16 protein-coding genes are annotated in these 16,246 nt (G+C 64.2%); 8 read left to right on the forward strand and 8 right to left on the reverse strand.

Annotated elements, in window-relative coordinates:
* Positions 1-11: 11 nt before the first annotated feature.
* Genes AC50YC_RS14420 through AC50YC_RS14435 form a run of 4 tightly spaced genes read right to left on the reverse strand, consistent with a single transcriptional unit; the run spans position 12 to position 4,775 of the window.
* Entirely contained in the window at positions 12-1,685 is a 1,674-nt protein-coding gene (locus AC50YC_RS14420; RefSeq protein ID WP_494952803.1) for an AMP-binding protein, read from the reverse strand.
* On the reverse strand, positions 1,657-2,847 hold the full coding sequence (locus AC50YC_RS14425) for an acyl-CoA dehydrogenase family protein (RefSeq protein ID WP_494952804.1): 1,191 nt from the start codon (positions 2,845-2,847) through the stop codon (positions 1,657-1,659). Before AC50YC_RS14425 ends, AC50YC_RS14420 begins: the two co-directional genes overlap by 29 nt.
* Positions 2,831-4,183: a 3-hydroxyacyl-CoA dehydrogenase family protein gene (locus AC50YC_RS14430; RefSeq protein ID WP_494952805.1), complete on the reverse strand. Its 1,353-nt coding sequence runs from the start codon at positions 4,181-4,183 to the stop codon at positions 2,831-2,833. Before AC50YC_RS14430 ends, AC50YC_RS14425 begins: the two co-directional genes overlap by 17 nt.
* Before the next feature lie 49 nt (positions 4,184-4,232).
* Positions 4,233-4,775, reverse strand: a complete 543-nt coding sequence (locus AC50YC_RS14435; RefSeq protein WP_494952806.1) for a GNAT family N-acetyltransferase — start codon at positions 4,773-4,775, stop codon at positions 4,233-4,235.
* An 88-nt stretch (positions 4,776-4,863) separates the two neighbouring features.
* Here AC50YC_RS14435 and AC50YC_RS14440 point away from each other — a divergent pair, with 88 nt between their 5' ends.
* Genes AC50YC_RS14440 through AC50YC_RS14450 form a run of 3 tightly spaced genes read left to right on the forward strand, consistent with a single transcriptional unit; the run spans position 4,864 to position 6,262 of the window.
* Positions 4,864-5,037 (forward strand): hypothetical protein, encoded by a 174-nt coding sequence (locus AC50YC_RS14440; RefSeq protein ID WP_494952807.1) that lies wholly within the window; start codon positions 4,864-4,866, stop codon positions 5,035-5,037.
* Between the two features lie 31 nt (positions 5,038-5,068).
* Positions 5,069-5,683, forward strand: a complete 615-nt coding sequence (locus AC50YC_RS14445; RefSeq protein ID WP_494952808.1) for a hypothetical protein — start codon at positions 5,069-5,071, stop codon at positions 5,681-5,683.
* Positions 5,684-5,719: 36 nt separating this feature from the next.
* Positions 5,720-6,262, forward strand: a complete 543-nt coding sequence (locus AC50YC_RS14450; RefSeq protein ID WP_494952809.1) for an alpha/beta fold hydrolase — start codon at positions 5,720-5,722, stop codon at positions 6,260-6,262.
* A 136-nt stretch (positions 6,263-6,398) separates the two neighbouring features.
* Here AC50YC_RS14450 and AC50YC_RS14455 read toward each other — a convergent pair whose 3' ends face one another.
* From AC50YC_RS14455 to AC50YC_RS14465, 3 genes are all read right to left on the reverse strand, one after another.
* A complete protein-coding gene (locus AC50YC_RS14455) occupies positions 6,399-9,029 on the reverse strand; it encodes a GH32 C-terminal domain-containing protein (protein ID WP_494952810.1) in 2,631 nt (876 codons plus the stop codon).
* Between the two features lie 138 nt (positions 9,030-9,167).
* The gene (locus tag AC50YC_RS14460; protein ID WP_494952811.1) at positions 9,168-9,461 is read right to left on the reverse strand and encodes a putative quinol monooxygenase; all 294 of its coding nucleotides are present in this window, start codon (positions 9,459-9,461) and stop codon (positions 9,168-9,170) included.
* Positions 9,462-9,504: 43 nt separating this feature from the next.
* Positions 9,505-10,503: a LacI family DNA-binding transcriptional regulator gene (locus AC50YC_RS14465; RefSeq protein ID WP_494952812.1), complete on the reverse strand. Its 999-nt coding sequence runs from the start codon at positions 10,501-10,503 to the stop codon at positions 9,505-9,507.
* Positions 10,504-10,667: 164 nt separating this feature from the next.
* Here AC50YC_RS14465 and AC50YC_RS14470 point away from each other — a divergent pair, with 164 nt between their 5' ends.
* From AC50YC_RS14470 to AC50YC_RS14485, 4 genes are all read left to right on the forward strand, one after another.
* Positions 10,668-11,780 carry a substrate-binding domain-containing protein gene (locus AC50YC_RS14470; protein WP_494952813.1) on the forward strand — a complete coding sequence of 371 codons (1,113 nt, stop codon included), beginning with the start codon at positions 10,668-10,670 and terminating at the stop codon, positions 11,778-11,780.
* Between the two features lie 109 nt (positions 11,781-11,889).
* Positions 11,890-12,936: an ABC transporter permease gene (locus AC50YC_RS14475; RefSeq protein WP_494952814.1), complete on the forward strand. Its 1,047-nt coding sequence runs from the start codon at positions 11,890-11,892 to the stop codon at positions 12,934-12,936.
* Positions 12,933-13,727, forward strand: coding sequence for an ATP-binding cassette domain-containing protein (locus AC50YC_RS14480; protein ID WP_494952815.1), 795 nt, complete (start codon positions 12,933-12,935; stop codon positions 13,725-13,727). Before AC50YC_RS14475 ends, AC50YC_RS14480 begins: the two co-directional genes overlap by 4 nt.
* 101 nt (positions 13,728-13,828) lie before the next feature.
* On the forward strand, positions 13,829-14,788 hold the full coding sequence (locus tag AC50YC_RS14485) for a carbohydrate kinase family protein (RefSeq protein ID WP_494952816.1): 960 nt from the start codon (positions 13,829-13,831) through the stop codon (positions 14,786-14,788).
* A 27-nt stretch (positions 14,789-14,815) separates the two neighbouring features.
* Here AC50YC_RS14485 and mmuM read toward each other — a convergent pair whose 3' ends face one another.
* Positions 14,816-15,784 carry a homocysteine S-methyltransferase gene (mmuM, locus tag AC50YC_RS14490; RefSeq protein ID WP_494953064.1) on the reverse strand — a complete coding sequence of 323 codons (969 nt, stop codon included), beginning with the start codon at positions 15,782-15,784 and terminating at the stop codon, positions 14,816-14,818.
* Between the two features lie 255 nt (positions 15,785-16,039).
* Between mmuM and AC50YC_RS14495 the strand changes: the two genes are divergently transcribed.
* A complete protein-coding gene (locus AC50YC_RS14495) occupies positions 16,040-16,246 on the forward strand; it encodes a hypervirulence associated TUDOR domain-containing protein (RefSeq protein WP_494952817.1) in 207 nt (68 codons plus the stop codon).

Here is a 16,246-nt window from a genome sequence, read left to right on the forward strand (position 1 = left end):
CACCTGGCCGCTCATTTCGCGGTTTCCTGGTTAAGCGGCACGGCGCTGACGCCCAGGGCGCGGAGCTGGGACTTCAGGACCTTGCCGGTGGAGTTGTGCGGGAGTTCGTCGGGGAAGAGGATCCGGTCCGGCACCTTGAATCCGGAGAGCAGGCCCTGGACATGGGATCGGATTTCCTCGGCCGTGACCGGGTTGGAGCTGCTGCGGATGACAAAGGCAACTGGACGTTCGCCCCATTTCTCATGCGGGACGCCGATCACGGCCACGTTCAACACCGCAGGATGGCTGCTGATGGCTTGCTCCACCTCAATGGTGGAGATGTTCTCTCCGCCGGAGATGATGATGTCCTTGGCCCGGTCTTTGAGCTGGATGTAGCCGTCCGGATGCATAACTCCGAGGTCCCCGGTGTGGAACCAGCCGCCGGAGAAGGCCTCGGCCGTGGCCTCGGGATCCTTGAAATATCCGAGCATCACGTTGTTGCCCCGCAGCACGATCTCACCCATTGTTGTGCCGTCCGCCGGGACGTCGACCATGTCCAGGTCCACGATGCGCGCCGTCTCGGCCTGCAGCATCCCCACTCCCTGCCGTGAGATCTTCACGGCCCGGTCCTGAGGGGACAGGTCATCCCACTCGGACTGGTACTCGCAGATCGTGTAGGGGCCGTACACCTCGGTCAGCCCGTAGACGTGCACCACGGTGATTCCCAGTGAGTCCAGGGACGTGATGATCGCCGGCGAAGGCGGGGCTCCCGCCGTCGTGATCCGCAGCGGCTTTTTCAGTTCGTGCGCCTGGGGCGCGCCGGCGATGATGCTGCACACCGTGGGGGCGCCGCAGAGGTTAGTGACGCCGAGTGTGTCGATGGCGTCCCAGACTGCATCCGCGCGCACGGCACGCAGGCAGATATGGACACCCGCCACGGCGGTCACTGCCCACGTCGTGCACCAGCCGTTGCAGTGGAACATCGGAAGAGTCCAGAGATAGCGGGTGTCGCCGGTGAATTGATTGTGGATGGTTTCCCCGAGTGAGTTCAGGTAAGCCCCGCGATGTGAATAGAGCACGCCTTTGGGCTTGCCCGTTGTCCCTGAGGTGTAGTTCAGCGTGATGGGGGCGCGTTCGTCCTGGACGCCCCACGGGAGATCTGCGTCCGGGCTACCCGGTGCCGCGAGGAAATCAACGTAGAGGGTAGCGCCGGTTCCGCCCGGGACCTCCGGATAAGGGACGGTGCTGTCGGGCACTTCGATCACGTCGGCCACCTGCGTCAGGCCAAGGTCCAGTCCCGCCACTGTGCCCAGCAGTTCCGAATCGGCAAACAGCAGCCTGGCTTCGGAGTGTTCCAGGATGTACTGGAGCTCCCGGGCGGTCATCCGCGTGTTCAGGGCCACCAGGACGCCCCCTGCGAGGGGAACGGCGTAGTGGGCAATCAGCAGTTCAGGCACGTTGGGACTCAGGAAGGCCACGCGGTCGCCCGGCTGGATCTTGCGCCTGATCGCCTTGGCCAGCTGTTGGGCTTCGGCGGCGAAGTCCGAGTAGGTATAGGAGCGGTCGCCGTGGATGATCGCCGTCTTCTGACCGAAGACCTCGGCGGAGCGCTGGAGGAACCGCAGGGGGCTCAGCGGAGTTTCGTTGGGACGCTCGAGGGTAGTCAAGGCGGGTCCTTTAGGCGAAGGCGCTTTGTCCGGTGACATCGCGGCCGATCAATAGGGTCTGAATGCTTTGCGTGCCTTCATAGGTGTGGATGGATTCGATGTCCAGCAGATGCCGGATCACGTGGTTTTCCAGAAGGATGCCGTTGCCGCCCAGCATGTCGCGGGCAATGGATGCCAGCTCGCGGGCCTTGCGGGTGTTGTGGTACTTCGCCATCGCCGCTTGGGTGGGGCGCATCAGGCCGGCCGCATCAAGACCCGCCAGATGGAAACAATGCAGCTGCATGCTGGTCAGCTCCGAGAGCATGTAGGTCAGCCGTTCCTGGACCAGCTGGAACTTTGCGAGCGGCTTGCCGAACTGTGTCCGCTGCGTGGCGTAGTTCAGCGCGGCTTCGTAGACGGCGGTGGCATGGCCCAGGGCCGACCAGGCCACGCCCAGCCGCGTGGCGACAAGGACCGTGGAGGTGTCCTTGAACGTGCGCGCACCGGGGAGCAGATTGGCCTTGGGGATGCGGACATTGTTGAGCCTGATCCGGGCCTGGTGTATTGCTCGGAGCGACGCCTTCCCGGTGATGGTCTCGGCCTCGTACCCCTCCCGGTCCTGTTCCACCAGGAAGCCGCGGACATCACCGGCATCATCGCGTGCCCAGACCACGGTGACATCCCCCACCGAGCCATTGCCGATCCACTTCTTCTCGCCGTTGAGGATGTACTCCCCGCCGTCGAGTGTGGCGGTGGTTTCCAGTGCCACCGAGTCCGAGCCGTGGTCCGGTTCCGTCAGAGCGAAAGCGCCGAGCTTTTCGCCCCGGCCCAGCGGACCAAGCCAGGTTTCGCGCTGGGCCTCGGACCCGAAGAGTGCAATCGAGCGCATTGCCAGGCCGCCCTGGACTGCGATCACGGTACCCAGCGAACCGTCCCCGCGGGAGACTTCCATGTTGACCAGTCCGGCGCCTAGGGGCGACATCAGGTCCAGGCCCGGGACGTCGATGCCGTCGGCCAGCAGGTTCATGCTGCCCATCCGCTTCGCCAGGTGGGCGGGGAACTCGGCGCGCTCCCAGTAGTCGTTCATCTGCGGCATTGCCTCCGCAGTGAAGGCCCTGGCACGGTTCCAGACTTCACGGTCGGGGGCGGGAATATCCGCAAAGACGGAGTAGTAGTCGGTATCGAGTGGTTCGGTGACGTCATAGTCAGGCATGGCTTGCATCCTTAGCGGGAATTGAGGAACGGGTGAAGGGGGCGGCGCTTGTTTGGACGTTCCGCGCGCCGTGGCTATTCGGAAAAGCCTGTGCCGGGGTGGAAGTCCTGTCCCCACACGCGCCGGGAGGCGCCGCTGAGGTCAAGCATCGGTGTGAGGCCCCCTGGCGCTCCGGGAAGTTGGCGCCGAGCAGCATGCAGAGATCCACTTCCGCCGGTCCGGCCACCACCTTTTCAGCCAGCATCAGGCCCACCTCCTCCGCCAGGGCATCCAGGATCCGCGCCCGGATGGAGTCCGCGCCGGGTGCCGGAGCGCCGGCGACGGCCTTCGGCAGCAGGGCGGCCGCTTCGGGAAGCACGGTGCCCGACTTGTCGAGATAGCCGCGCAGGCGCGCCTGCGCAATGGCGGCCAGGCTGGTGCTGACCTGAAAGCGGTCCGGATATGCGGCGTGCATGGTTTCGCAGATATGCAGCTGGACGGCGGGACCGATCAAACCCAGCAGGGTCAACGGGGTCATTGGCAGTCCCAGCGGATCCAGGGCGTGGTCCGCCAGCTGTACCTCCGCCCAGTCATCAATGATCCGGAGAAGTTCGCAGAACAGCCGGCTCAGGATCCGGTTCACCACAAAGCCCGGCGTGTCCGTGACCATGACCAGGACAGCCGTCTTGCCCAGGAGCCGGGCGAGTGAACAGGCAGTGGCGACGCTGACCTCGTCGTCGTCTTCGGTGCTGATGATTTCCACCAGGGGCAGCACAGCCACCGGATTGAAGAAGTGCAGTCCCACCAGGCGTTCCGGATTGGCCAGTCCCCGACCAATTGCTGCCACGGAAAGGGACGAGGTGTTCGTCAACAGCAGAGCATCAGAACGCAGCAGGGGCTCTACCTCGGCGAAGACAGCGCGTTTGTCGCTCAACTCCTCGAACACGGCCTCAATGACCACGTCGCAGTTCCGGAATTCGCGCTTGTCCACCGTTCCGTGGACAAGGCCGCCAAGATCCCGCGCCGCCGTTGCCGTTAGCTGCCCGCGCAGAACCAGCTTGTCCAGGTGCCCGGCGATCCCGCTAAGTGCCGCATCCACCTTTGCCTGGGACAGATCGGTGATCAGCACCGGAACCCCAAGCTGCCTAGCGAAGAGCAGGGCCAGCTGACTGGCCATGAGCCCGGCTCCGATTACTCCAACGCGCCGGACAGGACGCGGGTCTGCGCCGGGCGAGCCCTGCGGGCCTTGCCGTTCAGCGGCCAGGAGGGCCGCCGCGTACGCGCGGGCCGACGTTCCGGCGACTCCGGAGACAGCTGTGCTGGCCCCCGCGGGCGTGGCAGTTTCAACGACATTGTCAGGAACCATCTCATCGTTCTATCGTGAAACTGAGTCTCACGTCAATAGGTATTGAGGTTCAGCCGAGTGGTTGCGGACCGTCCGAGCCGCCAGTGGAGGTGACCGCCCTCTTCATGACGACGCGCGGCCAGGCCGCCAGACGGTGGGCACGTTCGGACTGCACGATCCGCCGTATGCCTTCCGGCCATTGAGCTTCGGGCACCTCCCGGAAACCCAGGCGCCGGTAGTAAGGGGCGTTCCAGGGAACTTCGTCAAAGGTGGTCAGGGTCAGTCCCTCCAGTCCGCGTGCTGTTGCCCAGCGGGCCGCTTCTTCGATAAGCAACCGGCCAATACCGCGGCGGCCGTACCGGGGGTGGACGGTCACCTGCTCGATATGCGCGAACCAGTCGACGACGTCGAGCAAAATGTAGGCGATCGGTTCATCCGCGGAATCGGTGGCCACCCAGGCCCTGCCATCCTGCTGGTATACGGCCAAGGCATCCAGGGCGGGCGGCGGAGCGTCCGCGATCGCAGCCATGCCGATCAGTCGGAATGCCTCGCCCGCGGCGAGTTCGATGCCGCGCATTTTCGACAGGTCCTCTGCCCGGGCATCCCTGATCATACGGACCAGTCAACCAGACGCAGAGCTACGGCCGTCCGTCGGCCGAGGAAACCGGGCAGTCCGCCGTGAACCTGTCTAGACTGGCGAAATGAGGTCGAATTGGGGGATCTTTCGCTCGGCCGTGGTGCTGGCGGTTGCCGGCACCCTGCTGGCCCGGCGGCAACACCAGCTTGAGTGGACCAGGGTCGGCGGCTCGGACGAATGCGGCGGTCCCATGTCAACACAGCCCATCACCCTCCAACTCCCCGGCCGTCCGCAGTGACCGCGGGCGCCCACGGACGAAAGGACCATCCATGACCTTTTTCCAGGACTTTCCCGTGCCGCCCACTCCCCCACGCGGCAGGGCGGTCAGGTACGTCCCGCCGGTCTGGGCCGGCGCCCCGCTGTACGAGCTTCCGGCCGTCGTCCAGATCGGTCAGTTCCTGCACCAGGGCCCGACGATGGTGATGGCCGTCAAGAGCGCGGACGTCTTCTCAACGGGTTGTTCCTTCGACGTGTCCTGGACCATCCGCCGGGGCGACCAGACCGATGAGGAATGGGCGGACCTCAACGAGATGTTTTTCCGGCCCGGGCCTGGCGCCCGGAGGGTCGCCGGGGGAGCTTCGGTGCTTCTGTTCGGCGCGGCCTTCCCTGACGGTTCAAAGTCCAGCACCGGCGCGCACCCCCACGGATTCTTCGAAGGCACCGAGGAGCCCGATCCGCTGGTGCTCCTGATGAGAAACGGCGGCGGGAACGGCGGCGACGACGAACTTTCCGGCTCCTGCACGCTGTGGCTCTGGCCGCTGCCGACGGTAGGGACCCTTCAGCTGGTCGCACAGTGGAAAGACTTCGGTCTGGAGGAGTGCTCCATCTTCCTGGACGGCTCCCGGCTGCGTGACGCCGCCTCCAGTGTGCAGAAATTCTGGTGACCCCGCTGGTAACGCCTTGCCCAGGAATCCGTTGCGATGGCCGGAAGCCGCGGCGTAGTCTCCCTCCTATCAGTCCATCCGGCGGGAGGATCCATTGACGGCTATGCCGAACTGCGGGCGTTCCGTGCCACCCACCCGCGCCGGTCGCTGACAGTCGGCGGTGTCGAATGGCAGTACATCGCGGGACCCGCCACGCCATATGCCGCGGACGTTCCCGCCGCAGCTGAGGAAGCCAGACCGGCGCTTCTCGTCCTGGGCGGGGGCTTGTCCTTCGGCGATTCCGCGTTCCGCACGATCACCGCTTTCGAACCCCGCTTCCGCGTCATCTCCCCCTCCTATCCCTCGGTGCGGACCATGGCCAAGCTCGTGGCAGGGGTCGCGGCGATACTCGACGCCGAGGGAGTCCCGTCCACGAGCGTTTTTCGGGACGAGGCGTTCTCATCCCAGGCACGTGCGGCGCTCCGGGCTCTCTATCCCGAGGCTGAGGTCCGTCTTTTCGCGGGCGCCGGCCACGGTGTGATGGCAACGCGGGCCGCGGAGTACATCGATACCGTGCGGGACTTCCTGCGTAGACCCTGACGTCGGTTCCTCCGGTTGGGTGTGCCTGTTTCAGCCGCGGCCACCGCAGTATGGAAAAGGTAGAGGGACTGAGTCCGGTGCGATACCGTACGCAGTCCCTTCACCTCCAATTCCGCGGAGCGGGTCAGGCGGTAGGCTAGGGCTCCTTCTTTTCGGGTAGGAACATTGCTTTCTCCAGCGGAGTCACGGTGAGTGATTTGAGCTGGGCGGACCCGCCTTCTGCAAAGAGGGTCATCTTGTCTGCTCCGGCGTTAGGGAATACCTGGTCGGTGATGGTCCGCAGACCGTCCTGGGCGAACACCTCTACCGATGAGCGGTCGAGGTAGATCCGGAGCGTGATATTCCCCTGCGCATCCAGGGTGACGGGGGCGTCCTCGATTGAAGCGAAGGCCGGGTGGAACGCGGTGTTGCCGGATTTGGTGCGGTCAACGAACATCGTCCCGGCCGTGGCGTCGTAGCCGACGACGGTGGCTGATGTTCCATCGCCCAGCACGGTGATGCCGGATTTCTTGGCCGTGCCAGGAGCGAAGCTGATGTCGACGCGTTGGACCTGACCCGAGGCAGCCGCTGGCAGCGGGGTCGTTCCCTCCGCGATCGCGATGCCTCCCATGGTTGAGTAGCTTGGCTTCTGGGCCAGCTTGTCGACCTGCTTGACGGCGCTTTGGGCGAGTCGGGGACCTTCAGGGGTCTGCGTCAGTTTCACTTCACGCGGCAGGGACATGGCGCTGCGCCACGGGTTGGTGGGGATGTCGTTGGCGTAGTCCCAGTTGTTCATCCAGCCCAGCATGACCCTCTTGTCCTCTGGCATGTTGGCGAAGGACACGGCGGCGTAGTAGTCACGGCCGTAGTCCAGCCAGTCATAGGACTGCAGTCGGGTTGTCGCGGGTGCGGAGCTCGCCATGAATTCGTCAGCGAGGATGTGCCCCCAGCCGAATCGGTTGTTGTCGACGACTTTGATGTGCGCCTCTTGGCCGACGAATTCCTTGACATTCCATGAAGCCCAGTCGAGCGTTTCACTGTCGTTTCCGGTGGCCGTTCGCACCACCTGTCCATCGATTACCAGGTTCACGGATTCTTCATCGGACCTGGGCACGGCGGCTGCGTCGGTGAGCATGACATGGTCAAGGGTAAGGTGTCCCCACCCGCCAGTGGCTTGGTCAACGACCCGCAACTGTGCGTTCTGTCCCGCGAATTCGGAGACGTCCCAGCCCTTCCAGTTCAGGATTCCGGCATTGTCTCCTGCCAGGGAGCGGACTACGCTGCCGTTGATGAGCAACTGGACGGCAAGAATCTGTCCGGAGTCCGCGGAGCGGTTGCCGCCGCCGACCAGCATGCTCATGAAATTTTTGGTGATGGGGAATTCCGGTGATGTCAGGGTGCCCTGCCGGTCATCGCCCGGTGCGGTGCCGGTGTCGAAGGTGTTGACCCGCTTGGCCCCGATGTAAAAGTCACCGCCACTGGCGGAGGGCTGGAAATTGGGGGCGAGGTCGCCGGTTCCGGTCCAGTCGGCGTCGGCCAGTGTGGTCCCTGGGGGAACCTCGAAGCCGTTGAACTTGAGCTCGCCCTCGGGTGGGGTGTTGTCCAGCTTGTCGGAGACCCGCGGGTGCTTGCCGCCGCCCACGAGGAAGTTCAAATAGTCATCGGACACCGTAAAGGTTGGTGACTGCATGGACCCAAGCGGCCAGTCGCCGTCGTTGAAGGAATTGATAAGGCCGGTGGCGCCGAATCCGGTTACCGGGCTCTGGCCGGGAAGAGCGCCGGAGGCGGGGGCGTCACTAAAAGGGCCGTTTTTCCAGTTGCCCGGCTCGTTGTTCACCGTCCAGCCGTTGTAGGTTCCGTCGTTGAACCCGGCCAGGACCGTGCCGGGAGGAAGCGCTGCGGCCGGTTTGGTGGTGTCGGAGGTAAACGTGGTGCCATCGAAGCTTCCGACGAAGTACTGTCCGGCGGATCCGCCGGCGACACCGCCGGGATTGATATTGACGACCATGACCCACTTGATGTTGTTCCTATCGCCGTCCACGGCGAGCGGGAACAGGTCCGGGCATTCCCACAGTCCCCCGGTGGCGTTGGCTGGCCCGAATTCGCTCAGCGCCGTCCAGTCCTTGAGGTCGGTCGACTTGTACAGGACAACCTTGTGTTCGGTTGCCTCTACCGCCGTCATCACCCAGTAGCCACCGCCGCCGGGTTGGTTGTACCAGAAGACCTTGGGGTCGCGGAAGTTTGCCGAGTTACGGTCCAGAACCGGGTTCTGATCGTACTGCGTCCAGGTCTGCCCGTCGTCCAGGCTGTAGGCCAGCGACTGCGCCTGCAGGCCCCGATGCGGAGAAGCGTCTTTGTACGCACTGGTAAAGATAGCGATCAGCGGCGGGTTCTCCTTTGTTCCGAAACCGGAGGTGTTGTCCTTGTCCACCACGACGCTTCCGGAGAATATGTCCTGCTGGGCATCGGTGGAGATCGCCAGGGGCTGCTCCTCCCAGTGGACAAGGTCCTTGGACGTGGCATGACCCCAGGACATGTTCCCCCAAGTGTTTCCGGAAGGATTGTGCTGGTAGTACAGGTGGTAGACGCCCTTGTGGAAGACCATCCCGTTGGGATCGTTCATCCAGTTTTTTTCGGGCGTGTAGTGGAAGGCCGGCCGGTAGGGTTCTTCCCCGAGGCTTGTGTCGGCAGACGCCGGCAGGGAACCTGCCAGTGCCGCCGCCAGCGTCAGTCCCGCGAGCGTCAGTGCAGACACGGCTTGCGTCCTGCGGGTGGTTGTTCTCTTCATCTGCTTGTTTCGCCCTTCATCGCGCGCGTTGCCGGTAGACAACGTTGTCAGTGGGAAGGACGCTAAGTTATGTCCGTCAGACAAGTCAACGGTTTTGGCGACTCGGGCAACGCCGGCTGGCGGACACCCGGCTGAAGACTACTCCAGGGGCAGGAGCCAGGTCAGCGCCGACCCCTCACCCTCGATGTGGTGAGCCAGCTCCGCATTGAATCGGGCACCATAATCGGCTCGGATGTGTTCCTGGAACGCGGCTTCATCGCGATAAACCTCGAAGACGAAGTAGTCCCTGGGATTCTCCTCCCCCGTGTACGGAAGGAATAGAACACTGCCCGGTTCCTGCCGGACTTTCTCGGTTAGTTCAAGCATCATTTCGGCCACGCGGGCTTCACTGCCGGGCTTGACGGTGAATTCGGCGTACAGGGTCTTGGTCACGGGTATCCTTCCAAATCAATCGGTTGTTCAGCCATAGATGGCCTCATGATGGAGGACGGATTTCGCCGGAGCCTCGTTGAATCAGCTCAGAGGGAACGACATACGTCCGCGCAGGCTGCTTGTCGCCATCAATTCTGGCCAGCAGCCGCTCCGCTGCCAGCCTCCCGATCCGCTCGGGATGTTGGGCGATGACTGTCACCGCGGGCTCCATCATGTCGGCAAGCGTGAAGTCATCGAACCCTATCAAGGCCACGCGATTGCTCAATCCGAGCTCCCTCAGAGCACGCATGGCGCCGAAAGTGACGAGGTTTTGGCTGGAGAAGATAGCCGTTGGCGGGTCCTCGGCCCTGAGCAGTTCAAGCGCGGCGAGCCGTGCCGCCTCCTCATCATGGAGTCCGTCGCGGACCGGAACCGTCGATGTTGCAATACCGGCCCGGCCCAGTTCCTCGATGAAGCCGCGCCGCCGTTCCCGGGCAGTCTGGATGTCCGTGCGGTCGCCCAGGAAGGCGGGCTTGGTATGACCATGCGCCAGGAATTGGGCGGCTGCCCTGGCGGCACCGATAGCGTTGTCCGTCACCACGGCGTCCGCCTCGAGGCCCACGGGTTCACGGTCGATGAACACCATGGGCAGATCGCGGGAGTGTTCCGGAATGACGTAGGACTGGCTCCGCGCTATGGGAGTGAGGACCAGGCCATCAACCCGCCGCCCGAGGAAGGCGGCCACCAGGGCCTTTTCCCGTTCTGGGTCGTCGTCGAGGCTGGCGGCAAAGACGGCGATGCCGCGGGCCGCAAGAGCGTCTTCCAGGGCCCGATGGATCTCGCCGCTGAACGGGTTGGCCACACTGGGCAGCAACAGTCCGATCGAAAGCGTCTGCCGGCCGGTCCGCCGGAGACTCCCCGCCGCCATGTCCAGCTGGTAGTTGAGCTGCTGGGACGCGTCCAGCACGCGCTGGCGGGTGGCTTCGGAGACGCCCGGCTCATCGTTCATGACGCGGGAAACCGTCTTGATGCCCACGCCTGCCAAGGCTGCAACGTGGCGCATGGTGGGGCGATTCTTCGCGGGGTCCGCCTGGTAACGATTAGACATCGTTGTCACAACATCGTCCTTCATCATCGAATTTTCATTGACTCTACCTTGTGACGCTGGTTACATGAGGCCTGACATCGTTGTCAGGCATCGGAAGTGCCCCGAAAACAGGAGATTCAATGTTGAGTTCCAAAGCCCCGCACACCATGACCCACCGCCTGCTCGCCATGGGCGCAGTACTGACCCTCGGCACCCTCAGCCTCTCCGCCTGCGGCGGAACCTCCACCGCTACCCCCGGAAGCGCGTCCGCCGAAAAGGTCGGCGTGTCCCTGATCGTAAAGACCACCACCAACCCCTTCTTCGTCTCCATGCAGGACGGCGCTAAGGAGGCAGCCGCTGCCGAGGGCGTGGACCTGAAGCTCGCAGCCGGCAAGGCTGACGGTGACGAGGACACCCAGATCCAGGCCATCGAGAACGCCATCTCCAAGGGCGACAAGGGCATCCTGATCACGCCCAACGGCCCCTCCGTCGTGGACGCACTGAAGAAGGCGAGGGATGCGGGGCTGTTCGTCATCGCGCTGGACACGCCGCCGGACCCGGCAGACGCAGCAGACATCACGTTCGCCACCGACAACTTCGCCGCCGGCGAGCTGATCGGCAAGTGGACCGCAGCCCAGCTGGGTGGGCAAAAGGCAACCATTGCCCTCATCGATCTCTTTGACGACAAAGTCGTCTCGGTTGATTACAACCGGGATCAGGGCTTCCTCACGGGCCTCGGCGTCGACACCGCCGACGCCAAGAAGAACGGCGATGAAGCCAAGACCGGCACGTACACCGGCGGCAAGGGAGGCGACTACGAGATCGTGGGCAACCAGGCCTCGCAGGGCGCCGAGGACGGCGGACGCACCGCCATGGAAACCCTGCTCGCCAAAAACCCGAACATCAACGTCGTCTACACGATCAACGAACCTGCGGCCGCGGGTGCTTTCGAGGCGCTGAAGGCCGCCGGCAAGGAAAAGGACGTCCTGGTGGTCTCGGTGGACGGCGGCTGCACCGGCGTCGGCAACATCAAGTCCGGCGTCATCGGTGCCACAGCCCAGCAGTACCCGGTAAAGATGGCCGAGCTGGGCGTCAAGGCAATCGTGGAACTCGCCAAGACGGGCAAGAAGCCGGCCAACTCCGCAGGATTGGACTTTTACAACACCGGCGTCGAGCTCGTCACGGACAAGCCGGCCGACGGCATTAAGAGCATCACCACCACCGAAGCCACCGACATCTGCTGGGGAAAGTAGCCCAGACAGTTCTTTGCCGGGGAGGCCGGCGCCCGCTGCCGGCCTCCCCGCACTGCACCCATCGAGCTAGGACTTCTCTAGCAAACCCCACCGAAGATCAGGATCAATCGTGACCCAGCAACAGACCGCCGGCCCGCCCAGCACCGGGCACGCCGACCTGGCGGAGGAATTCCTTGACCGGCAGACGCCGCTCAGCCGGATTCGGAATATCCTCCACCGTTACCCCGCCGTCAGCCCTGCCCTCGTACTTCTCATCGCGGTGGTCGTGTTCGGCCTCCTCAACGACAGGTTCCTGCGGGTTGAAAACCTCTCCCTGATTACCCAGCAGGTCTCCGTCGTCGGCACCCTGGCCATCGCCCAGACCCTCATCATCCTCACCGCAGGCATCGACCTTTCCGTCGGGGCAGTCATGATCCTTTCATCGATGGTCGTGGCCCAGCTCGCCGTCAACAACGGACTGCCCGCACCCGTCGCACTCCTCGCAGGCCTGGTCGTTGGGCTCGCGGCCGGAGCCCTCAACGGGTTCCTGGTCACCCGGTTCCGGCTCCCGCCGTTCATCGTCACCCTCGGCACGCTGAATATCTTCATCGCCCTGACCCTGCTCTACTCCAACGGCGCGACAGTGCGCGGTTCGGCCATGCCTGACCTGCTCACCTGGACCGGAACCACGTTCCCGGTGGGCCCGGTCAGGATCTCCACCGGTGTCGTCGTAATGCTCCTGCTCTACATCGTCGTCGCGTTCATCCTCGGGAAGACCGCATGGGGCCGGCACGTCTACGCCGTGGGCGATGACAAGGAAGCCGCCCGCCTGGCCGGCATCGCCGTCAACAAAGTCCTCATGAGCGTTTACCTCGCCGCCGGCGCTGTCCTGGCCGTCGGCGCCTGGATACAGATCGGCCGCACCAACGCAGCCAGTCCCAACGCCGGCGTCGACCTGAATCTGGACTCCATCACCGCCGTCGTTATCGGCGGAACCAGCCTCTTTGGCGGACGCGGGTCCGTATGGGGAACCCTCCTGGGCGCCCTGATCGTTGGCGTCTTCCGCAACGGCCTCTCCCTCGCAGGCCTGGACGTGCTCTACCAGACACTCGCCGTGGGCGTCCTCATCATCGTCGCTGTGTCCATCGACCAGTGGATCCGAAAGGTGAAATCATGACCGCCACCCACCTGGAGCCGGCCGGTACCCAAGTTCGGCAGCCCATCCTGCAGGCCCGGAACCTCGTCAAGACCTTCGGCCGCGTCGTAGGGCTGGACGGCGTCAGCCTGGACCTCTACCCGGGCGAGGTCCTGGCGATCATCGGCGATAACGGCGCAGGAAAGTCCACGCTGATCAAGTGCCTCACCGGTGCCGAAATTCCGGATACCGGCGAGCTGATGGTGTCCGGGCAGCCGGTCCACTTCAAACGCCCCCAGGACGCCCGTGCCCACGGCATCGAAACGGTGTACCAGAACCTTGCCGTCTCGCCGGCCCTGGACGTCGCCTCCAACCTGTTCCTTGGCCGGGAAGAACGGCGTGCAGGTCTCCTCGGGAGCGTGTTCCGGATGCTTGACACCAAAGGCATGCGCACGAAGGCCAAACAGGAATTGGCCCGGCTGGGAATCTCCACCCTCCAGGACGTCACAGTGCCGGTGGAGAACCTCTCCGGCGGCCAGCGCCAGGCCGTGGCCGTGGCCCGCGCCGCGGCGTTCGGTTCCAAGGTTGTCGTGCTGGACGAGCCGACGGCGGCTCTCGGCGTCCGGGAATCCAACCAGGTCCTGCAGCTGGTCCGGGACCTCCGGGACCGCGGCCTGCCAGTCATCCTGATCAGTCACAACATGCCCCACGTGTTTGACGTAGCGGACAGGATCCACATCCAGCGCCTCGGCAAATGCGCTGCCACCATCACCCCGCAATCACACACCATGACCGATGCAGTTGCGATCATGACCGGCGCAGCCACCGCCTGATCCACTGCTGCCGCCATTTCAGTCCGCGGACCGGGTTACCAGTCCGCGGACTGAAGTGGCTCGGACGCGCCCCGCCATCAGCTTCCCACGAGAGACACAGCATGGATTACCTCAAAACAGCCCGGCGCGACCCTCACCAGACGCTCGACGTCATGGTCGTGGGTGAAGCGCTGATCGACGTGGTCACTACGTCACACAACCAAGTGGAACACCCTGGCGGCTCGCCGGCCAATGTCGCCTACGGACTTGGTCGCCTCGGCGTAACCACCGGTCTGCTCACGGCCATCGGCCCGGACGCGCGGGGGATCGCCATCGAAAACCATCTCCGCAGCGCAGGAGTGATACTTCTGCCCGGATCAAGATCCATGGCCCGGACGGCATCGGCAACAGCAACACTTGAACCGGACGGCTCCGCCAGGTACGACTTCGACATCTCCTGGGACCTTGCCCCGGCAGCCCCCGCCCACTTCCCAAGAATTCTGCACACCGGATCCATCGCCACTTTCCTTAGTCCCGGCGCCGGCGCCGTGAAATCTCTCCTCGAACAGGCCCACAGACACTGCATGATCACATACGACCCGAATATCCGGCCAGCCCTGCTCGGCAGCCACAGGGAGGCGAAAGCCATCTTCGAAGAGCTCGTGCCCTTAACCGACGTCGTCAAACTCAGCGACGAGGACGCCCAATGGCTGTACCCCCAAAAAAGCCTGGACGAAACGGCAGCCCACCTCCTCGGCTTGGGCGCCGGACTTGCCGTCATCACCAAGGGCGCGCACGGCTCACAATTCACGACCGCCGCCGCTAACGTCGGCATTCCTGCCGATAAATGCAGAGTTGCCGACACTATCGGCGCCGGAGACTCCTACATGTCCGCCCTGATCCTGGGCTTTCTCACCCGGGGAACCGAGGGCTTTGCCCCAGCTGTCTTGGACCAGCTCGGTCACACCGCAGCTGCAGCCGCGGCCATTACCGTACAGCGCCCGGGAGCGAATCCTCCGACCCTGGAAGAACTCAACATGGCAATCGGCGCCCCGTCCGTCGCCCAATACGCGGGTTCTTGAAGCACAATCCCCGCCGGGAGATTCTGGTCAGGGATTGCCGGACAGCCTTGCCACGGCGGCGATATCGTGCGGGGTCGTTCGACAGCATCCGCCCACGAGCCGGGCACCAAGTTCACGCCAGATCGGCGCTCCCTCCGCAAGGCTTAGGGGCGTTTTGCTATGAGGGCCCGCCGGGCGGTCCCCGGCCGCGGCCGGCCCCCAAGTCTTGGTGACTGCGTCATAAGTTTCTCCCGAATTTGGGTAGGCGATCAGTGGCGTTTCGGTGGCGTTGCCCAAGGCCTCCAGGGCTGGGGAGACCAGCTCCAGCGGCACACAGTTTACGCCGATCGCCACCGCGAGCGGCTGATCCCTGCAGAGCTCTGCCACCTGAGCCAGCGGCGTGCCGTCACTGATGTGGCCGCCATCCCTCAGCGTGAAGGAGAGCCAGGCCTCGACGTCGAACTCTTTCATGAGTGCCACCAGGGCCTCGGCCTCCGGCAATGAAGGCAGCGTCTCACAGGCCAGAAAGTCCGCTCCGGCGTCCACCAGCGCCGCGATTCGAGGCCGGTGGAACTCCAAAAACTCGTTTCGGCTGAGGACGTAGTCGCCCCGGTATTCCGATCCGTCCGCGAGGTACGCGCCGTAGGGTCCGACCGACCCAGCAACCAGCAGGGGGCCCGCATCCGGGTTTTCGACGAGGTACTCGCGGCGCGCCTCATCGGCCAGGCGCACACTCAACCCCACCCGTTCCAAGGCCTCTTCTTCGCCGAGGCCGCGCCGCGCAAATCCCAGGGTCGTGGCCTGATAGCTTGCCGTGATGGCGACCGCTGCTCCGGCGCGGAAGTAATCGAGGTGTACGCGCTTGACGAGGTGAGGCTGTTCCAGAAGGACTTTAGCCGACCACAACGGGTCTTCCAGATCGCAGCCGTGCGCTTCGAGCTCGGTGGCAAGTGCGCCGTCCACGGTCAGGTTCGCTCCGGCATCGAGGATGCGGGACAGCTTGGTGTTACTGGGCATCGTTTCGGACTCCAAACGGTTCGGTTCGTTCTTGCCTGCCGGGCAGACGCGGCGCCTCGTGGTCCGGCAATGCAAGGTAGCACAACGTGCAGTGAGAGGAGGGCGGCCGTCGCGTTGCTGCCGGGAGCCGGGCTGACGTAACAGGATCCCGGCAGCCAGCGGACCATACCCAATAAAGCTCATCATGCTTACTATTGAGGCTCCGGTTGCAGGTCACCCATGCGCTGCTGGAACCGTCCTATCCGAGGAGCACCGATGTCGCTGAGCAAGGGAACACCCGTGGAATGGAACACGCCCCAGGGCCCCACCCACGGCAAGATCGTGCAGAAAAAAGTCAGTGACTTCGAGGTGGACGGAAAAACCCACCGGGCCAGTGAGGACGAGCCGCAGTACGTCGTGGAGTCCGCTAAAACCGGCGCCCGGGCAGCCCACAAAGCCTCTGCCCTGACTGTAAGGAAGTAA

The organism is Pseudarthrobacter sp. MDT1-56 (assembly GCF_059383555.1).

Excerpts from the sequence above, each read along its gene's own strand:
- AC50YC_RS14420 (WP_494952803.1), bottom strand. The coding sequence starts at position 1,685 with ATGTCACCGGACAAAGCGCCTTCGCCTAAAGGACCCGCCTTGACTACC.
- AC50YC_RS14425 (WP_494952804.1), bottom strand. The coding sequence starts at position 2,847 with ATGCAAGCCATGCCTGACTATGACGTCACCGAACCACTCGATACCGAC.
- AC50YC_RS14430 (WP_494952805.1), bottom strand. The coding sequence starts at position 4,183 with ATGGTTCCTGACAATGTCGTTGAAACTGCCACGCCCGCGGGGGCCAGC.
- AC50YC_RS14435 (WP_494952806.1), bottom strand. The coding sequence starts at position 4,775 with ATGATCAGGGATGCCCGGGCAGAGGACCTGTCGAAAATGCGCGGCATC.
- AC50YC_RS14440 (WP_494952807.1), top strand. The coding sequence starts at position 4,864 with ATGAGGTCGAATTGGGGGATCTTTCGCTCGGCCGTGGTGCTGGCGGTT.
- AC50YC_RS14445 (WP_494952808.1), top strand. The coding sequence starts at position 5,069 with ATGACCTTTTTCCAGGACTTTCCCGTGCCGCCCACTCCCCCACGCGGC.
- AC50YC_RS14450 (WP_494952809.1), top strand. The coding sequence starts at position 5,720 with ATGGCCGGAAGCCGCGGCGTAGTCTCCCTCCTATCAGTCCATCCGGCG.
- AC50YC_RS14455 (WP_494952810.1), bottom strand. The coding sequence starts at position 9,029 with ATGAAGAGAACAACCACCCGCAGGACGCAAGCCGTGTCTGCACTGACG.
- AC50YC_RS14465 (WP_494952812.1), bottom strand. The coding sequence starts at position 10,503 with ATGCGCCACGTTGCAGCCTTGGCAGGCGTGGGCATCAAGACGGTTTCC.
- AC50YC_RS14470 (WP_494952813.1), top strand. The coding sequence starts at position 10,668 with ATGTTGAGTTCCAAAGCCCCGCACACCATGACCCACCGCCTGCTCGCC.
- AC50YC_RS14480 (WP_494952815.1), top strand. The coding sequence starts at position 12,933 with ATGACCGCCACCCACCTGGAGCCGGCCGGTACCCAAGTTCGGCAGCCC.
- AC50YC_RS14485 (WP_494952816.1), top strand. The coding sequence starts at position 13,829 with ATGGATTACCTCAAAACAGCCCGGCGCGACCCTCACCAGACGCTCGAC.
- mmuM (WP_494953064.1), bottom strand. The coding sequence starts at position 15,784 with ATGCCCAGTAACACCAAGCTGTCCCGCATCCTCGATGCCGGAGCGAAC.
- AC50YC_RS14495 (WP_494952817.1), top strand. The coding sequence starts at position 16,040 with ATGTCGCTGAGCAAGGGAACACCCGTGGAATGGAACACGCCCCAGGGC.